We start from the raw sequence: 14567 nt of genomic DNA on the forward strand, positions 1-14567 counted from the left end.
AGTAACCCGTTTTTGTCACTTGCGTAAAACTCTGCTGACAGCCTTGGCTGCGGCCGTGCTGGTGGTGCTCCTTGCAAGCGCCCAAGGCACGGCCGCGCTCTTGCGCGCCGAAAGCCAGCTCACACCCGGAACCATCACCACCGGAAAGCTCGCTCTACAAGCCGGCAACGGGAACAGCAGCTCCACAGACTTTGTATTCGCGGATTTGAGCACCAAACCCCTGGTGCCCGGGGGATACCTGCAGGCCCCGCTGACCATCAGCAACACTGGCACCGTATACCTCAACTTCAGTCTTGCCGGTGCAATTTCAGCACCTTCTTCGCCCACACCGGCTGACACCGCTCTGGCCTCCGCCGTGGACTTGACCATCCATGCGGTGGCTGACACTGCAGCATGCCAGCCCGACGCACTCACCCCTGGTCCAGCCTTGTACCAAGGCAAGCTGAGCCCAACGGCATCGTTCTCGCCCAGGCACCTGGCGGCGCAGGGCGCCAGCTCGGAGCAGACACTATGCGTGCGCATCAGCCTGCCCTCAGGCACTGACTCCAGTGCCGCTGGGGGGAAACTGAAGCTGGTACTTTCCTGGCGGGGTGATCAAGCATGAGCGGCCGACGCAGGGCCACCGCCCCAGAACGCACGGGCGTGCTGTGGTGGTGCGGGCAGATTGCAGCATGGCTGATACTGCTGACCATCCTGAGTGTTGCGGCCATGATGATAGTGATTCCCCGCATTGCCGGGGCCAAGGCTTACACAGTCCTCACAGCATCCATGGAGCCGGGGTTGCCGCCGGGAAGCCTGGCTGTGATCCGGCCACAGGATCCGGCCACACTGCGCACCGGTGACGTGATTACCTTTCAAGCCGAATCGGGAAAGGCATCAGTCATTACGCACAGGATTGTAGGCGTGGGGTCCACGCTGGGTGGAGAACTGCGCTTCACCACCCGCGGCGATGCCAACTCCGCCAACGATCCGCAGGTGCTGCCCGAGCAAGTCCGTGGCAGTCTCTGGTACAAAGTGCCGCTGCTGGGCCACGTCAATAGTGCGCTGAACGGTTCGCAACGCCAGTGGCTGACGATCTCCGCCATTGCCGGACTGCTGGGCTACTCCACTTTTATGGCCGTCAGTGCCTTGCGTGATCGCTTCCAAAGGAGCAGGACTCTATGACCTCCACCCGTGATTCACCCGGCCGTCTTGACTTGACTGGGCCCGCCCGCAGGACGGTACTGGCAACAGCTGTGGCGCTCGCCGCGACCATCTGCACCCTAGGTTCGCCAGCGTCTGCGCAGGACCCACGCGACGCCGTCGTACCTGCTGTGATGCCGGCCAGCCAGAAGACCAACCTTGCCTATAGCTCCGACGGGGTGGACTATTCGGCGGGTTTTCCCGTGCTGTTCACCGCGGCGACCAAGCTGGTGCCGGGGGAGGGTGTTGCCGAAAGCCTGTGGATCCGCAATGACAACGCCATGGCCGTCAAAGTGTGGCTGGCTGTCCCTGCTTCCGACGGAATTGAGCAGGTCCACCTGCGGGTTGGGCTGAAGCCGCAGCCAGTGGTGACGTTGGAGCCCGGTGCGAGCAGTGAATTGCAAGCGCACGTGTGGCTGCCGGAATCAGTTGGCAATGATGCTCAGGCTCAATCGTTGCCTGTCCGCTTGCAAGTGAATGTTGGTCAGGTGGGTGAGACCGTTTTGGGTGAGACTGTTTTGGGTGAGACCGGAGCAACCTCAAGCATTTGGCCTGTGGGGCTGGCAGTGCTGATGGGTGGCGTGGGTGCGCTGGTGGCGTCCCGGAAACGATCGGATCGTCCCGTGGTTCTCACCGCTCCCACTGTTTCCTCGGCACCCGGAGTGGGAGGAAGTTCATGAGCCGGGGGGCCGTTGAGCAATCTGGCTGGTCGGTGCGGGTGAAGGCGTTGCTCTCCTTGGGGCTGCTGGCCGGCTTCGGGGCTGTTTCCACCTTGGCCGCCTGGACAGGCACTGCAACCGCCACCTCCGACATAACAGCCGCCACCGTCTTCATTGCTGCGGGGGCAGACGCGAACGCTACTAGCGCCAGTTACACGATCCCGATCGCCACAGCTAACTGGTACCCGGGAATGAGCCAAGCAGCCATGGTGACTGTAAAGAACACCGGTACCTCGAATGTCAGCTACAACGTGCGGGGGGCAGCCCCTGGTGCGTTGGGAACTGCGATGGCAGTTGAGGTCTCAAAGGGCGGCACCGTAGTCAATGGTTCGGCGACCGGCGGGACGTGTTCTGTGGCGTCGGCCTACACAAAGGCTGGGGGATCGAATTTCCCGCCCCCGCACCCCCTGGGCAACCTTAATGCCGGGGGGTGGGCCACGTTCTGCGTATCTACCCTGTTACCACTGGGCTCCGGTTCAATATTGCAGGGTCAGTCCACCGCCATCACACTAACTTTCACAGCAAGTACGGTGCCCTGACATGACCAGACAAGTATTACGACTTTCTGCCTGGGAACGCTGCCTGCTGAATGCTGGCGCGGCGCTGGGCCTGCTGTGCCTGGTGCTGGCCGGGCTGGCACTGGTTCTGGGACTCAAGCCGTTGATTGCTATCTCCGGATCCATGAGCCCGGGCATTCCTGTTGGCTCGCTGGCACTTGCCATGCCTACGGCTGCCGCAGAAGTTGCGCCGGGGCAAGTGGTTTCAGTTGTTGCGTCCAACGGAACCCGCATCACCCACCGCGTGGTCTCCGCAGATCCTGTGACTGGGCTGGTGCTCAAGGGGGACGCCAACCCCGTGGCAGACTTGCAGCCGTATTCCTTTGGACCTGCGGACCGGGTGGTGTTTTCCGTTCCGTTCCTTGGCTACGTGGCCAGCTGGCTCAGCTCACCATGGGTGTTTGGCTTGGGCGGGCTGCTGTGTGCGTATCTTCTATATGTGGCTTTCTTCAGGTCCGACGCCGGACGGTCCGGGAACGTGCCTGCGGAGGGCTCAGCGTCGGACAGCGTTCCGGTTGCCGGGGCGGGCGGGCCGGGAACGCGGCGCAGTAAATGGCTGGGCGCCGGGGCAATCGTTGCGGCGCTCGCCGTAGTGATCCCGCTGGGTGTGGTGAACCGAATTGAAGCTACACAGGCGGCGTGGACGGCTAGTGCCGTGGCAAGTGCCACGGTGACGGCACTGAACACTGAGCAACCCAAAGATCTCAATTGCGTCCGCGGAAGCAGCGACACCAAAATTAACTTCAGCTGGGGTGCCCCACAACCTGGGCCCCTGCCGTTAACTGGCTATGTGGTGAGAGCCTATGTTTCGGGTGGTTCATCAACAGGGGTGAGGGCCGACACTCTAACGCCTGCAACGAGGTCGGTGACACTTGACCAAATCGCAGACAATGGCTTGCTAGGAAACCTGTTGGGGTTGCTCTTGGGCGGTTTGATCGGAACAAACTACGACTACACGATCACTTTTGAGGTATCCGCCCAATATGGGTCGGCGTGGGTATCTGCGCCGCTGGCCCACCACACCGTTAACGCCACCGCCAAAGGTGCCATCTTGGGGATCCTGCTGCCGACGAAAAAACTTACTTGCCTCATGCAGTGAAACATAAAAGTGGCTGCGGGTTTTCGCAGCTCATGGTCACTCTGTTGGCACTCGCTTTAGTGGGCGTTTAACCGTTCCTGACGAGTTCGGCCGCACCTGCATTGAAGGGGTCCTCCCAAGTGTTTGAGAGGACCCCTTCAGTGCGCCACTCTCCGGGGACAGCCGTTGGTGGCGGGCTTTTCTTGGCGGCTAGTGCCGTCCGGCTACCCTGCGGTTTCGCCAGAGCGCTACGCCGCCGAGTCCAAGGAACATGATCGCCACAGCGAGTGTGGGAACCACCACTAGGCCGGTGTATGCCAAACCGCCCTGAGCCTTGGCCACTTTGTTGGTCACAGCCTTTGCGGGGGTGGTGACGCGAGTGGTGGCCGGTTTGGTGACGCTAGTGTTGGCAGGTTTGGTTGCCACGGTTGTCGCTGGACTTGTTGCAGGTGTAGTTGCGACTGTTGTGGCGGGTGTAGTCGCCGCTGTTGTCGCGGTGGTTGTGGCCGGCGTTGTTGCCACCGTGGTCGCCGGTGTGGTTGCCGCGGTCGTTGCCGGCGTAGTTGCGGGGGTTGTTGCCGGCGTAGTTGCGGGGGTTGTGGCTGCAGTGGTCGCTGCGGTAGTCGCGGGAGTTGTGGCTGGCGTGGTTGTCGCCGTTGTTGCCGGGGTGGTTGATGGCGGCGCAGTGGTGGCCTGGCTGGTGGGGCACACCACCGTCTCCAGGACCACTGTGAATGTTGCCGTGCCAATGCCCGCATTGGGCGTCCAGCCGGGAGCTGCGCCGAGCTGAGTATCCGCGCCCGGAGCTGCTGTAACAATCACTGTGGCTCCGTTGGCCGCCACGCCCTGGACCGTGTAGACGATCCCCGAGGTGCTGGCCGGGGTGACGGAAGGGATGCTCAGCTGGCCAAACTGGTCGCAAACGGCCTGGACAACCACCGGCGCAACTGGCAACGCCGTCACAATGGTGGGTTGGATTGTGCAGTCAGGGACTGTGAGAACCACCGTGTACAAACCCAGCCCGGTACCGGCGTCAACCACCCAGCCGTTGCCCGCCAACAAGACGGTTCCAACGGAGGGAGTTGCCACCACTGTGACGGTGCTGCCAGCAGCAATGGCACCCTGATATGAGTAGCTGATGGCGGCAGTGTTGGCGGGCAGCTGCAGCGCAGGCAGGGTGGCAACGCCCGGAGCGCTGCACACCGCCTGCACAACGATCGGGACAGCAGGGGCCATGGAGACCTTGCCCGGAATGACGCAGCCGTTATTGAAAACAGCCTGACCCTCAACCGTCCAGTTCTGGCCTGCAGGGTTGTAGTCATTCGGCGGGTAGATGTCTCCCCACCTTCCGGCGGGATTCGTGGCGGGGTAGATGGGTCCCACATCGTCGATGTGTCCGGAATTGAAGAACCCGTTCACGCTGGTCTCCAAGGACTCGTACGGGTTGCCTGTGCTCGCCGAGGCATGACAGAAGGCAACTTTCTTCTCGTCATTGGGTGCGGCGGCAGCTCCGGCTGCCATGACTCCCAAGCCGGCAAGGCCCAGCGCAATGATGGCAGCGGAGGACATGATCTTGGTCCACAGTTTGGGCGTGCTTGAACGCTGATCCGTGGCAGGTTGACGTGGTTGCGAGTTGTTCTTCATGGCTCCCCAGCTCTCCGATGACGCTCGTGGCACCACTCGACTGCGGCGTTATCAGGGAATGAATCTGCCTGCAGTCCCAAAGCCAAATCAGCATCGTAGGTGGTGGGGAAGTCGTGTCCCCGTCCGGAAAATGAATCAATGTGGAGGCAATCTGCCCCCAGATCTTCATTGATGTTTTCTGGCCCCAACGCTGAAATCTCTCCAGATGTGGAATTCGAAGACTATGGTTCGGTAAAACCACGGGCTAGAGTGGCCGCCACTCTAAGGCTGGCCACGAATTACTTGGTTTTTGCGGCAGCACTCGCTTCTTGGCTGCAACCACTTGGGTTCCAGAGACCGGATTGCCTGCAAACCGGGGAACTTTCCTTGCTGGGGTACTTGCAAGCCATCTGAGTAGCCTGCTGAGCAGGCTGTTTGGCCCGCACAAAAAAGGGCACTTAAACAGCCACGGCGCACAACTTTCGTTGTGCGCCGTGGCTGCCAAGGGCCGTTTCTGCCGGTGAAGGTGCAGAAGTCCTCTAGATTTCTTAGGCGTGCGTGTCCAGCCATTCCTGGGCGAGGTTCGCCTGCAGGTTCAGGGCCCGGCCAATCACGGGCTCGGCAGCCGAGGCAATCTTTGCACCCAGGAACGGGACACCCGACGTGACCTCGCCGGTGAGCTCCACCACTGTGGAAGTGCCGCTGGCCGTCAGCTTCTGCAAGGCCGTAACATCCACGGGGGCACCGGCAACGGTGAGCTTAATGGTGTTGGTGCGGGCGCCGTCGGACGCCGGAGCGCTCCAGGACTCCTCCTGCGTCACAGTCAACGTTGCGCCAACAAACTTCTTGACGATGTCCGGCATGCGCGTGGTGGGCAGGGTGCGCACGGTCTTGGTGGTGAACGCAGCCGAGGTGGGGCCGCTGATGGTGAACGACTTCAGCTCCCCGCCCACGGTCTCGCTGACATGCTTGACGAAATCGGCGTTGGTAAAGACATCTGTCACGCTCTGGGCGGTGGCAGAAAGAGTTGTTGAGGCGGCAAGCGCCATGGTTCCTCCAAAGGTGGGGGTGCGTAGGGCAGCTCCTAGGATAGCAAGCGTTGCTTTGGGATTCCTGCGCGCACCCGGCCCGGAGTAAGCTGGAGTGGTCCCTGGAACTTTTGCTAAATTCTGGGCCTTTGTGCTGTTCCCCGCCTGATTTGGGGCCGTCAAAGCGCGGCGGTTGCTGTCCATCCGCCATTCGTCAATCCGCCAATAGTCAAGGAGAAAATCACCCATGAGTCTTGCAGGGTTGCGAAGCGCGCTATCCCAGGATCCACTGTTCGCCCGAGTGCGCAGCTACGCCGCCAGCGACCCCGCCACGCGCAGCACCGACATCGCATTCAGCGCCCCCGCCGGCATGCGGGCAGTGCTATTGGCCGAAGTGGCGGACGGCTTAGCCTCCCTTGCCGACTCCGACGGCGTGGTCCTTGCCGTGACAGCCACCGGGCGCGAGGCCGAAGACACCGTGGCCGCCCTGAACTCCTACCTCCCGGCCGGCGCCGTGGCAGAATTCCCCAGCTGGGAGACGCTCCCGCACGAACGACTCTCACCGCGCTCAGACACCGTGGGCCGCCGTCTAGCCGTGCTGCGCCGCCTTGCCCATCCCGAGCTCGACGCCGGACCCGCCTTGCGCGTGGTGGTGGCGCCCATCCGTGCGGTTGTGCAACCCTTGGTGGCTGGCTTGGGCGAGCTGGTTCCCGTACATGTGCGCGTGGGCGAGGACGTGCCCTTCACCGAGCTGATCAGGCGGCTTGCCGACGCCGCCTACGCCCGCGTGGACATGGTCACGCACCGCGGCGAGTTTGCCGTGCGCGGCGGCATTTTGGATGTTTTCCCGCCCACCGAAAACCACCCCATCCGCATTGAATTCTTTGGCGATGAGGTGGAGGCCATGCGCTGGTTCAGCGTGGCCGACCAGCGCTCCCTGACCTCCGTCAAGGGCGATGTCAGCCACCCCACCGAGCTCTACGCCCCACCCTGCCGGGAAATCCTCATCACCCCGGCCGTCATGAGCCGGGCCGCGAAACTCAAGGACAGCATGCCGGGCGCGGCCGCCATGTTGGAGAAGATTGCCGGCGGCATTGCCGTGGAAGGCATGGAATCCCTGGCCCCGGCCTTGGTGGATGGCATGGTGCCGCTGACCTCGCTGCTGCCTGCTGACTCGATCACCGTAGTGCTGGATCCGGAAAAGGTCAGCGCCCGAGCCCACGACCTCGAATCCACCAATGAGGAATTCCTCGAGGCCGCCTGGTCCACCGCATCCGACGGCGGCAACGCACCCCTGGACCTGGGCTCGGCCGATCTGGGTGCGCACGGCGTTGACCTGGCCCAGGCCGGCTTCAAGTCGCTGGCCCAAACCCGAAGTGGCGCCCTGGACCACGGGGTGAGCTGGTGGTCCATCAGTGCCCTGGCTCAGGATGAAGAACTTGACGTGTCCACGGACGTGCTCAACTTGCACGCGCGAGAACCGCGCGGCTACCGCGGCGACGTGGCGGAAATGATGGAGTTCCTTGGCGCCCGCGTGAAGGACCAGTGGCGGGTTGTGGTGGCCACCCAGGGCCCCGGGCCGGCCCAACGCCTGGCCGAGCTATTCCACCAAGCCAACATCCCGGCGTCGCGCGTTGATTCCTTGGATCACGAACCCCAGCCGGGCATCATCGAGGTGACAACCGCTGATACCGGGCGCGGCTTTGTGCTGGATTCGCTCAAGCTGGGCCTGCTGACAGAGGCGGACCTGCTGGGGCGGGCGTCGGCCGTGTCCACGAGGGACATGCGCAAGCTGCCCTCCAAACGGCGCAACGCCGTGGACCCGCTGCAGCTGAGCGCTGGCGACTACGTGGTCCACGAGCAGCACGGTGTGGGCAAGTTTGTGGAGCTGATCCAACGCAAGGTGGCAGGTGCCGGCGTTGGCGGTTCGGCGGGGCTGCGCGAATACTTGGTGCTTGAGTATGCGCCGTCCAAGCGCGGGGCGCCGGGGGACAAGCTGTTTGTGCCCACAGACCAGCTGGACCAGGTGACCGCGTATGTTGGCGGGGACGCTCCGGCGCTGTCCAAGATGGGTGGCTCTGACTGGGCTGCCACCAAGTCCAAGGCCCGCAAGGCAGTCAAGGAAATTGCCGGTGAGCTGATCAGGCTGTACTCGGCGCGCATGGCCTCCAAGGGGCATGCGTTTGGGCCGGACACGCCCTGGCAGGCCGAGCTGGAGGAGGCGTTCCCGTATGTTGAGACGCCTGACCAGTTGGTGGCCATCAATGAGGTGAAGGCCGACATGGAGAAGGAAGTTCCCATGGACCGGCTCATCTCCGGCGACGTGGGCTACGGCAAGACGGAGATCGCTGTGAGGGCCGCGTTCAAGGCTGTGCAGGACGGCAAGCAGGTGGCTGTTCTAGTGCCCACCACCTTGCTGGCGCAGCAGCACTTCGAAACATTCAACGAGCGCTTCTCCGGCTTCCCCGTGCGTGTTGCTGCGCTTTCCCGCTTCCAAACAGCCAAGGAATCGAAGGAGATCGTGGAAGGCGTCCGCACCGGTTCGGTGGACGTGGTCATTGGTACACACCGGCTGCTTTCCAAGGACTTTGGCTTCAAGGACCTGGGCCTGGTGATTGTTGATGAGGAACAGCGCTTTGGTGTGGAGCACAAGGAAGCGCTGAAGAAGATGCGCACCAACGTGGATGTGCTGGCCATGAGTGCCACGCCCATTCCGCGAACACTGGAAATGTCCATGACGGGCATTCGTGAGACCTCCACCTTGGCCACCCCGCCTGAGGAGCGCCACCCCGTGCTCACCTACGTTGGCGGCTACACGGACAAACAGGTGGGTGCTGCCATTCGGCGCGAGCTCATGCGCGAAGGCCAGGTCTTTTATGTGCACAACCGGGTTAAATCGATTGAGCGCACGGCAGCCCACATTCAGCAACTGGTGCCGGATGCCCGCGTGGCTGTGGCGCACGGGCAGATGAGTGAATCCCGGCTTGAACAAATCATTGTTGACTTCTGGGAGAAGCGCTTTGACGTGCTGGTGTGCACCACCATCATTGAAACCGGCCTGGACATCTCCAATGCCAACACGCTGATTGTGGAGCAGGCCGAAAACTACGGCCTGTCCCAGCTGCACCAGCTGCGCGGCCGCGTGGGCCGTGGCAGGGAGCGGGCCTATGCTTACTTCCTGTACCCGGCAGACAAACCGCTGGGTGAGGTTGCCCTGGAGCGGCTCAAAGCCGTTGCCGCGCACAACGAGTTGGGTGCCGGCATGGCTCTGGCCATGAAAGACCTGGAGATTCGCGGCGCCGGAAACCTGCTGGGCGGGGAACAATCCGGTCATATTCAAGGTGTTGGCTTTGACCTGTACATCCGCCTGGTGGGCGAGGCTGTGGCTGATTACCGCGGCGATGGCGAGGAGCGGGTGGCGGAGATGAAGATTGAGCTGCCCGTCAACGCCCACCTGCCGCACGACTACGTGCCGGGGGAGCGGCTTCGTCTGGAGGCCTACCGGAAGCTTGCCGCGGCCGTGACGCTTGAGGCCATCGATGAGGTTGAGGCCGAACTCATTGACAGGTACGGCGACTTGCCGCCAGCGGCCGTCAACCTCATTGCCGTGGCACATTTCAAGGTCCTGGCACGGGCTGCCGGGCTCACCGACGTGGCGCTGCAGGGCAACTTCATCAAGTTTGCCCCGGCGGATCTGCCCGAGTCCAAGGAGATGCGCCTGACCCGCATGTACCCGGGATCCATGGTGAAGCCGGCGCTGAACTCCATCCTGATCCCCAAGCCGAAGACTGCACGCATTGGCGGCCGGGACCTGGCCGACGCCGAGGTCCTCAAGTGGGCGCAAGGCGTTCTGGAAGCGATCTTCGAGACGGTGCCGGCGGCATAGCTCTTTTCAACTGGCCCGCGGCTTTTGCTATGCGCCCCGTCAACCCTTGGGCGGGCGCATAACTGGACAACGCCGCGGCAGGTGAGGTCCGCCGTCGTTCCTTAAAAACTGACCCGCAGTTATGGTCGAAAAACACCGCGAAATCGCGATTTTTCGACCACTACTGCGGGTCAGTTGAAAGCAGTTACTCTCCGGCGGAGTCGGAACGGCCCAAAAAGGTCTGCGGGATGACCAAGGACAAGAAGCACAGGCCGATGCCCACGCCAGCCGGTACGAACGCGTGGGCAAAGCTTTCCAGGCTCCAGAAGGAGAAGGCAAAGATTCCGCCAAGGAACAAGGCGAAGAAGATGACGAACAAGACGACTGACTGCACGGTGCTGTTCTCACCGCGGTAACGGGTGTTGGACACGTTTCCTCCTGACCCCAAAATGGGGAGCTGAGTGGATGCACCGGCTGTCCGGTGCGCTGATCTACCCACGATCTTAGTACGGATTAGTACGAAGCAGTGCTTGCCCCACCGGTGACGATGGCAATACCGGAGCTGGTGCCAATGCGGGTGGCGCCGGCGGCAATCATTTCCAGTGCCTTTTCACGGGTGCGGACCCCGCCGGAGGCCTTCACTCCCAGATCCGGGCCCACTGTTTGGCGCATGAGTGCGACGTCGGATGCGGTGGCACCGCCGCCGTTGAACCCTGTGGAAGTTTTCACGAAATCGGCACCGGCCTCAACGGCTGCTTCGCACGCGAGGATCTTCTCGGCGTCGCTGAGCAGGGACGTTTCAATGATGACCTTCAGCAGTGAATCCTCGGCATGGACCACCTCGGCAACAGCTGAAATGTCCGAGACCAGCGCGTCCTTGTCCAGGGCCCTGGCCGAGGCGATGTTGATGACCATGTCCACCTCTTCGGCGCCATCCATGGTGGCTCCGCGGGCCTCAAAAACCTTGACGTCCGTGTTGTGTGTGCCCAGCGGGAAGCCCACCACGGTGCACGTCAAAACACCTGTGCCCAGCAGAGCCTTCTTGGCTGTTTCCACCCAGACCGGGTTGACGCAGACGGACTTGAAGTGGTGCTCTGCCGCCTCCTTGCACAGCCGCAGAATATCCGCGCGGCTGGCCTCGGGCGCCAAGAGGGTGTGGTCAATGTACCGGGCCAAATCGTCTGTGGCGTTGGGTTCTGCCAAGGGGCTGGTGGCTGTCATGATGCAAACCTTCCTACGTGCTGGGTGATTACCCAATGGTGCCACATTCGTGGCTCAATGGCTGCTGACTGCCCGGGCCGCGCGTGCTCAGCGCAGCCGGTAGCCGCGCTTGACCACTGTCTCCACAATGGTGGGGTCGGGCAAGGCTGCGCGCAGGCGGCTGATGGTCATGTGAAGGGCGTGTTCGGCGTCTCCCAGTCCCAGCTCTGCCGCCAAATCAGCCTGCGAGAGCACGGCCCCGCTGGCACTCATGAGTGAGCGCAGCAGTTGCAGCGGGGCCGGGGCCAGCGGGATGGGGATTCCGTCCACGGTGAGTGACTGCCCGCGCACCTCCAGCACCGTCCCCTCGCTCTCCCGGCGCAGCACAGCAGTTTGCTCCAAATGGTCACAGACGGTCTTGATCAGGGCACCCATCCGGAACCTTTCCGGCACCAGGGGAGTGATGCCGGCTTGTTGGAGGGGCGCTGCAGTGACTGGCCCGACGGCGGCACTGACCACGTGCCCCAGCCCGGTCCTGTCCCCGCGCAGGGCCGCGAGGAACTCCGGGGCCCGCCCCAATTGTTCGGCGGTGCTCAGCACGGCGTCCACGGCGGGAGCGCTGGTGAACGTAATGACATCGAGTTCCCGGTTGATCACGGCCTCGATGAGTTGGGGCAGCTTGTCCCCGTCCTCGGCATTGACCCAGCGGTAGGGAGTCACCGTGAGCACTGTTGCACCGGCGTCGCGCAGGCGTGCAAGGGCGGCAACATCCGTGTAGCCGTGCACCTGTACGGCCACTGTTTTGCCCTGGACGCCGTCGGAAATCACCAGTTCGGTGAGGGTTGCCGTGGTTTCGTCCGCGCTGATGCCTTGATCATCCAGGCCGGCGGCACGGACAGCGCCGCGGGCCTTGGGTCCGCGCACGTAGATGGCGGCCTTGGCCAGGGCGGCCAGGAGCTCCTCGCCCTGCCCGGCGGCGTCGGCGGCCTCGCACCAGCGGCGCATCCCATAAGCAGTGGTGACCATGACAATGTCCGGGGCCGCCTCAATCACGGCAGACGTTTCCGCGCGCAGGGCGTCGTCGTCCTCCACCGGGGCAATCTTCAGGGCCGGGGCGTGCAACACCTGCGCGCCCCGGCGCTCCAAGGCCTCGATCAGGTCCCCGGCGCGGCGATGTGCTGTGACGCCGATCCGGAATCCGCGCAATGGCTGGGCGGGGCGGGTCTGCGGTGTTTGGCTCATGGGTTCCTTAGAAGCTGCTGGCCAATGGGCATTGGCGGGGAAGTCTTAGCAATGGTACCGAGAGTGGCATTTATTGCGGTCTGTATAACGCCGTGTTTGCAAGCGGCACAGCTCACCGGGATACAGTGAAGGCACTACTAACAGTTGGGCGATCTGGGCCCGGCCGAACCCGGGGGAGTTCTCTTGGCCGTCGAGCCTGCAGTGGAGCCACGCCTCCAGACAAAACCACGCAACGCCGCCCTTGACGGCATACGCGGCCTCGCCATCAGCGCAGTGATCGCATCGCACTTTGTTCCGGGCGGATTCAAGGGCGGCGCATACGGTGTTCTGGTCTTCTTTGTACTCAGCGGATACCTCATCACCACCTTGCTCCTGAAGGAACATGAGCGCAGCGGCCGGATTGACCTCAAGGCGTTCTACGCCCGGCGCGCGTTGCGGCTGCTTCCGGCCCTGTACGTTTTTTTGGTGGTGGCCCTGGGCATGTCCCTGCTGTTTGGCAGGGAACTGCGCATGGATCCGGGCGGTTCCCTGGTGGGCTCCGTGCTGGCGTTCTTCTACGTCTTCAACTGGGTGGACTTTGCCGGCCTTCAGATTCCGCATTCGATGACCCCGCTCTGGACGTTGTCCGTGGAAGAACAGTTTTACTTGGTGTGGCCGCTGCTGCTGGTCTTGATGCTCGGGGCGCCATTGTTGAAGAAGCACCTGCAGGGCATAGTCCTGGCGGCCGCCGTGCTCTTTACAGGACTGGGCATTGCGGCGTACCTGGTGTTCGGCCTCATGTCCTACTACCGAAGCTGGACCTGGATTGCCCCGCTGCTCCTTGGCGTGTCCCTGGCCATCGCCCAACACCGCACCCAAGGCCGCCTTGGCACCGAGCTGGCCCGGCTGGCACCCATCGCCTGGGCCCTGCTGATCCTGGTGGCGGCATACCCGCCCACACTGGACAGCGTGGTGACCCACGCCGTGGTGGTCCCGCTGTTGAGCGTGGCCAGCTGCATCATCATTGCCCGCAGCGTGGACGGCGCCACCAGCTTCTCCACGCGGGTTCTGTCCTTGCCGGTGCTGGGCTATTTGGGCAGGCGCTCCTACGGGCTGTACCTGTGGAACCTGATTGCCCTGGAAACGCTGGAACACTTCATCCACCACCCCGCCCTGCTCATTGCCTGCGCGCTCGCAGCCACCTTTGCCGTTGCTGAGGCGTCCTACCGTTGGGTAGAGATGCCGGCCCTGCGCCTCAAGCACAGATTTGAGCGCGTGCAACTGGCCTAACGTGCCCGGGGGACGGACCTCAGGCCGACTGCAAACTGGCATCTTCGAGAAAATCCGAGACTGCCAGGCCGTTGCTCTGGGCAAGGTCCACCACATCGCCAATGACGATCACCGCCGGGTTGCGGCACGCCGAGGACGCACTCACAATTCTGCCCAGTGTTGCGATGGTGGTGCGCTGGGTGTGGCTGAATCCGCGTTCGACGACGGCCACCGGAGTGCCGGAGGCCAGCCCGGCCATGCGCAAACCCGCCACCAAGGAGGGCAGCGTGCCGATCCCCATGAGCACCACAATGGTCCCGCCCAAGCCAGCCAAATGCCTGTATTCCTTGCCCGTCAGGGGCGCGTGGCCGGACACCACTGTAAACAAATGGCTGACATTGCGGTGCGTCACGGGGATGCCTGCCGCACCGGGAACGGCGATGGCGCTGGACACTCCCGGGACCACCGTGACGGGGATGCCCGCAGCCACGGCTGCTGACATTTCCTCACCGCCGCGGCCAAACACAAACGGGTCCCCGCCCTTGAGCCGCACCACGTGCAGGCCGCCCCGGGCGCCGTCGATCATCCTCGCCGTGATGTCCTCCTGGGAAACTTTGTGGTGTCCCGGCGTCTTGCCCACGTCCACAAAGGTGGCGCGCGGTGCCAAGGCGGCCAGATCCTCCGTGGGTCCCAGCCTGTCAAAATAGACCACATCCGCCTCAGTCAGCACCTTGGCTGCACGGAGCGTGAGCAGATCTGCGGGGCCGGGGCCGCCGCCAACGAGGGTGATGCGTCCAGTACGCCGTGTGCGTGGCATGGGCCCTG

General features: G+C 63.1%; 13 protein-coding genes. 7 read left to right on the forward strand and 6 right to left on the reverse strand.

Annotated features, from left to right (window positions below):
* Positions 1-19: 19 nt before the first annotated feature.
* Genes CVS27_RS03435 through CVS27_RS03455 form a run of 5 tightly spaced genes read left to right on the forward strand, consistent with a single transcriptional unit; the run spans position 20 to position 3557 of the window.
* Positions 20-604 carry a hypothetical protein gene (locus CVS27_RS03435; RefSeq protein ID WP_133162869.1) on the forward strand — a complete coding sequence of 195 codons (585 nt, stop codon included), beginning with the start codon at positions 20-22 and terminating at the stop codon, positions 602-604.
* Positions 601-1164: a signal peptidase I gene (locus tag CVS27_RS03440; RefSeq protein WP_103464334.1), complete on the forward strand. Its 564-nt coding sequence runs from the start codon at positions 601-603 to the stop codon at positions 1162-1164. Before CVS27_RS03435 ends, CVS27_RS03440 begins: the two co-directional genes overlap by 4 nt.
* A complete protein-coding gene (locus tag CVS27_RS03445; protein WP_103464335.1) occupies positions 1161-1862 on the forward strand; it encodes an LPXTG cell wall anchor domain-containing protein in 702 nt (233 codons plus the stop codon). Before CVS27_RS03440 ends, CVS27_RS03445 begins: the two co-directional genes overlap by 4 nt.
* Positions 1859-2440, forward strand: coding sequence for a hypothetical protein (locus tag CVS27_RS03450; RefSeq protein ID WP_103464336.1), 582 nt, complete (start codon positions 1859-1861; stop codon positions 2438-2440). Before CVS27_RS03445 ends, CVS27_RS03450 begins: the two co-directional genes overlap by 4 nt.
* Before the next feature lies 1 nt (position 2441).
* Positions 2442-3557, forward strand: a complete 1116-nt coding sequence (locus tag CVS27_RS03455; RefSeq protein WP_103464337.1) for a hypothetical protein — start codon at positions 2442-2444, stop codon at positions 3555-3557.
* Positions 3558-3746: 189 nt separating this feature from the next.
* On the opposite strand, the gene CVS27_RS03460 is transcribed toward CVS27_RS03455, so the two are convergent.
* Positions 3747-5180, reverse strand: coding sequence for a hypothetical protein (locus CVS27_RS03460; protein ID WP_103464338.1), 1434 nt, complete (start codon positions 5178-5180; stop codon positions 3747-3749).
* 527 nt (positions 5181-5707) lie between these two features.
* Positions 5708-6208 (reverse strand): DUF2505 domain-containing protein, encoded by a 501-nt coding sequence (locus CVS27_RS03465; protein WP_103464339.1) that lies wholly within the window; start codon positions 6206-6208, stop codon positions 5708-5710.
* A gap of 226 nt (positions 6209-6434) precedes the next feature.
* On the opposite strand from CVS27_RS03465, the gene mfd reads away from it, so the two are divergent.
* Positions 6435-10073 carry a transcription-repair coupling factor gene (gene mfd / locus CVS27_RS03470; RefSeq protein WP_103464340.1) on the forward strand — a complete coding sequence of 1213 codons (3639 nt, stop codon included), beginning with the start codon at positions 6435-6437 and terminating at the stop codon, positions 10071-10073.
* Between the two features lie 184 nt (positions 10074-10257).
* Here the strand turns inward: mfd and CVS27_RS03475 are convergent, their stop codons facing one another.
* From CVS27_RS03475 to CVS27_RS03485, 3 genes are all read right to left on the reverse strand, one after another.
* Entirely contained in the window at positions 10258-10482 is a 225-nt protein-coding gene (locus tag CVS27_RS03475; protein WP_243399660.1) for a hypothetical protein, read from the reverse strand.
* An 83-nt stretch (positions 10483-10565) separates the two neighbouring features.
* Positions 10566-11273 carry a deoxyribose-phosphate aldolase gene (deoC, locus tag CVS27_RS03480; protein WP_103464342.1) on the reverse strand — a complete coding sequence of 236 codons (708 nt, stop codon included), beginning with the start codon at positions 11271-11273 and terminating at the stop codon, positions 10566-10568.
* An 87-nt stretch (positions 11274-11360) separates the two neighbouring features.
* Complete coding sequence (locus CVS27_RS03485) at positions 11361-12494, reverse strand: uroporphyrinogen-III synthase (protein WP_103464343.1); 1134 nt, start codon at positions 12492-12494, stop codon at positions 11361-11363.
* A gap of 183 nt (positions 12495-12677) precedes the next feature.
* Here CVS27_RS03485 and CVS27_RS03490 point away from each other — a divergent pair, with 183 nt between their 5' ends.
* Complete coding sequence (locus CVS27_RS03490) at positions 12678-13763, forward strand: acyltransferase family protein (protein WP_165788244.1); 1086 nt, start codon at positions 12678-12680, stop codon at positions 13761-13763.
* Positions 13764-13782: 19 nt separating this feature from the next.
* On the opposite strand, the gene cobA is transcribed toward CVS27_RS03490, so the two are convergent.
* Positions 13783-14559, reverse strand: a complete 777-nt coding sequence (gene cobA, locus CVS27_RS03495; RefSeq protein ID WP_103464345.1) for a uroporphyrinogen-III C-methyltransferase — start codon at positions 14557-14559, stop codon at positions 13783-13785.
* Between the last annotated feature and the right edge of the window lie 8 nt (positions 14560-14567).

Source organism: Arthrobacter glacialis (assembly GCF_002909445.1).
Taxonomy (GTDB): domain Bacteria; phylum Actinomycetota; class Actinomycetes; order Actinomycetales; family Micrococcaceae; genus Specibacter; species Specibacter glacialis.

Coding starts and splice junctions, on each gene's coding strand:
- CVS27_RS03460 (WP_103464338.1), bottom strand. CDS start 5,180: ATGAAGAACAACTCGCAACCACGTCAACCTGCCACGGATCAGCGTTCA.
- deoC (WP_103464342.1), bottom strand. CDS start 11,273: ATGACAGCCACCAGCCCCTTGGCAGAACCCAACGCCACAGACGATTTG.
- CVS27_RS03450 (WP_103464336.1), top strand. CDS start 1,859: ATGAGCCGGGGGGCCGTTGAGCAATCTGGCTGGTCGGTGCGGGTGAAG.
- CVS27_RS03455 (WP_103464337.1), top strand. CDS start 2,442: ATGACCAGACAAGTATTACGACTTTCTGCCTGGGAACGCTGCCTGCTG.
- CVS27_RS03485 (WP_103464343.1), bottom strand. CDS start 12,494: ATGAGCCAAACACCGCAGACCCGCCCCGCCCAGCCATTGCGCGGATTC.
- CVS27_RS03445 (WP_103464335.1), top strand. CDS start 1,161: ATGACCTCCACCCGTGATTCACCCGGCCGTCTTGACTTGACTGGGCCC.
- CVS27_RS03465 (WP_103464339.1), bottom strand. CDS start 6,208: ATGGCGCTTGCCGCCTCAACAACTCTTTCTGCCACCGCCCAGAGCGTG.
- mfd (WP_103464340.1), top strand. CDS start 6,435: ATGAGTCTTGCAGGGTTGCGAAGCGCGCTATCCCAGGATCCACTGTTC.
- cobA (WP_103464345.1), bottom strand. CDS start 14,559: ATGCCACGCACACGGCGTACTGGACGCATCACCCTCGTTGGCGGCGGC.
- CVS27_RS03440 (WP_103464334.1), top strand. CDS start 601: ATGAGCGGCCGACGCAGGGCCACCGCCCCAGAACGCACGGGCGTGCTG.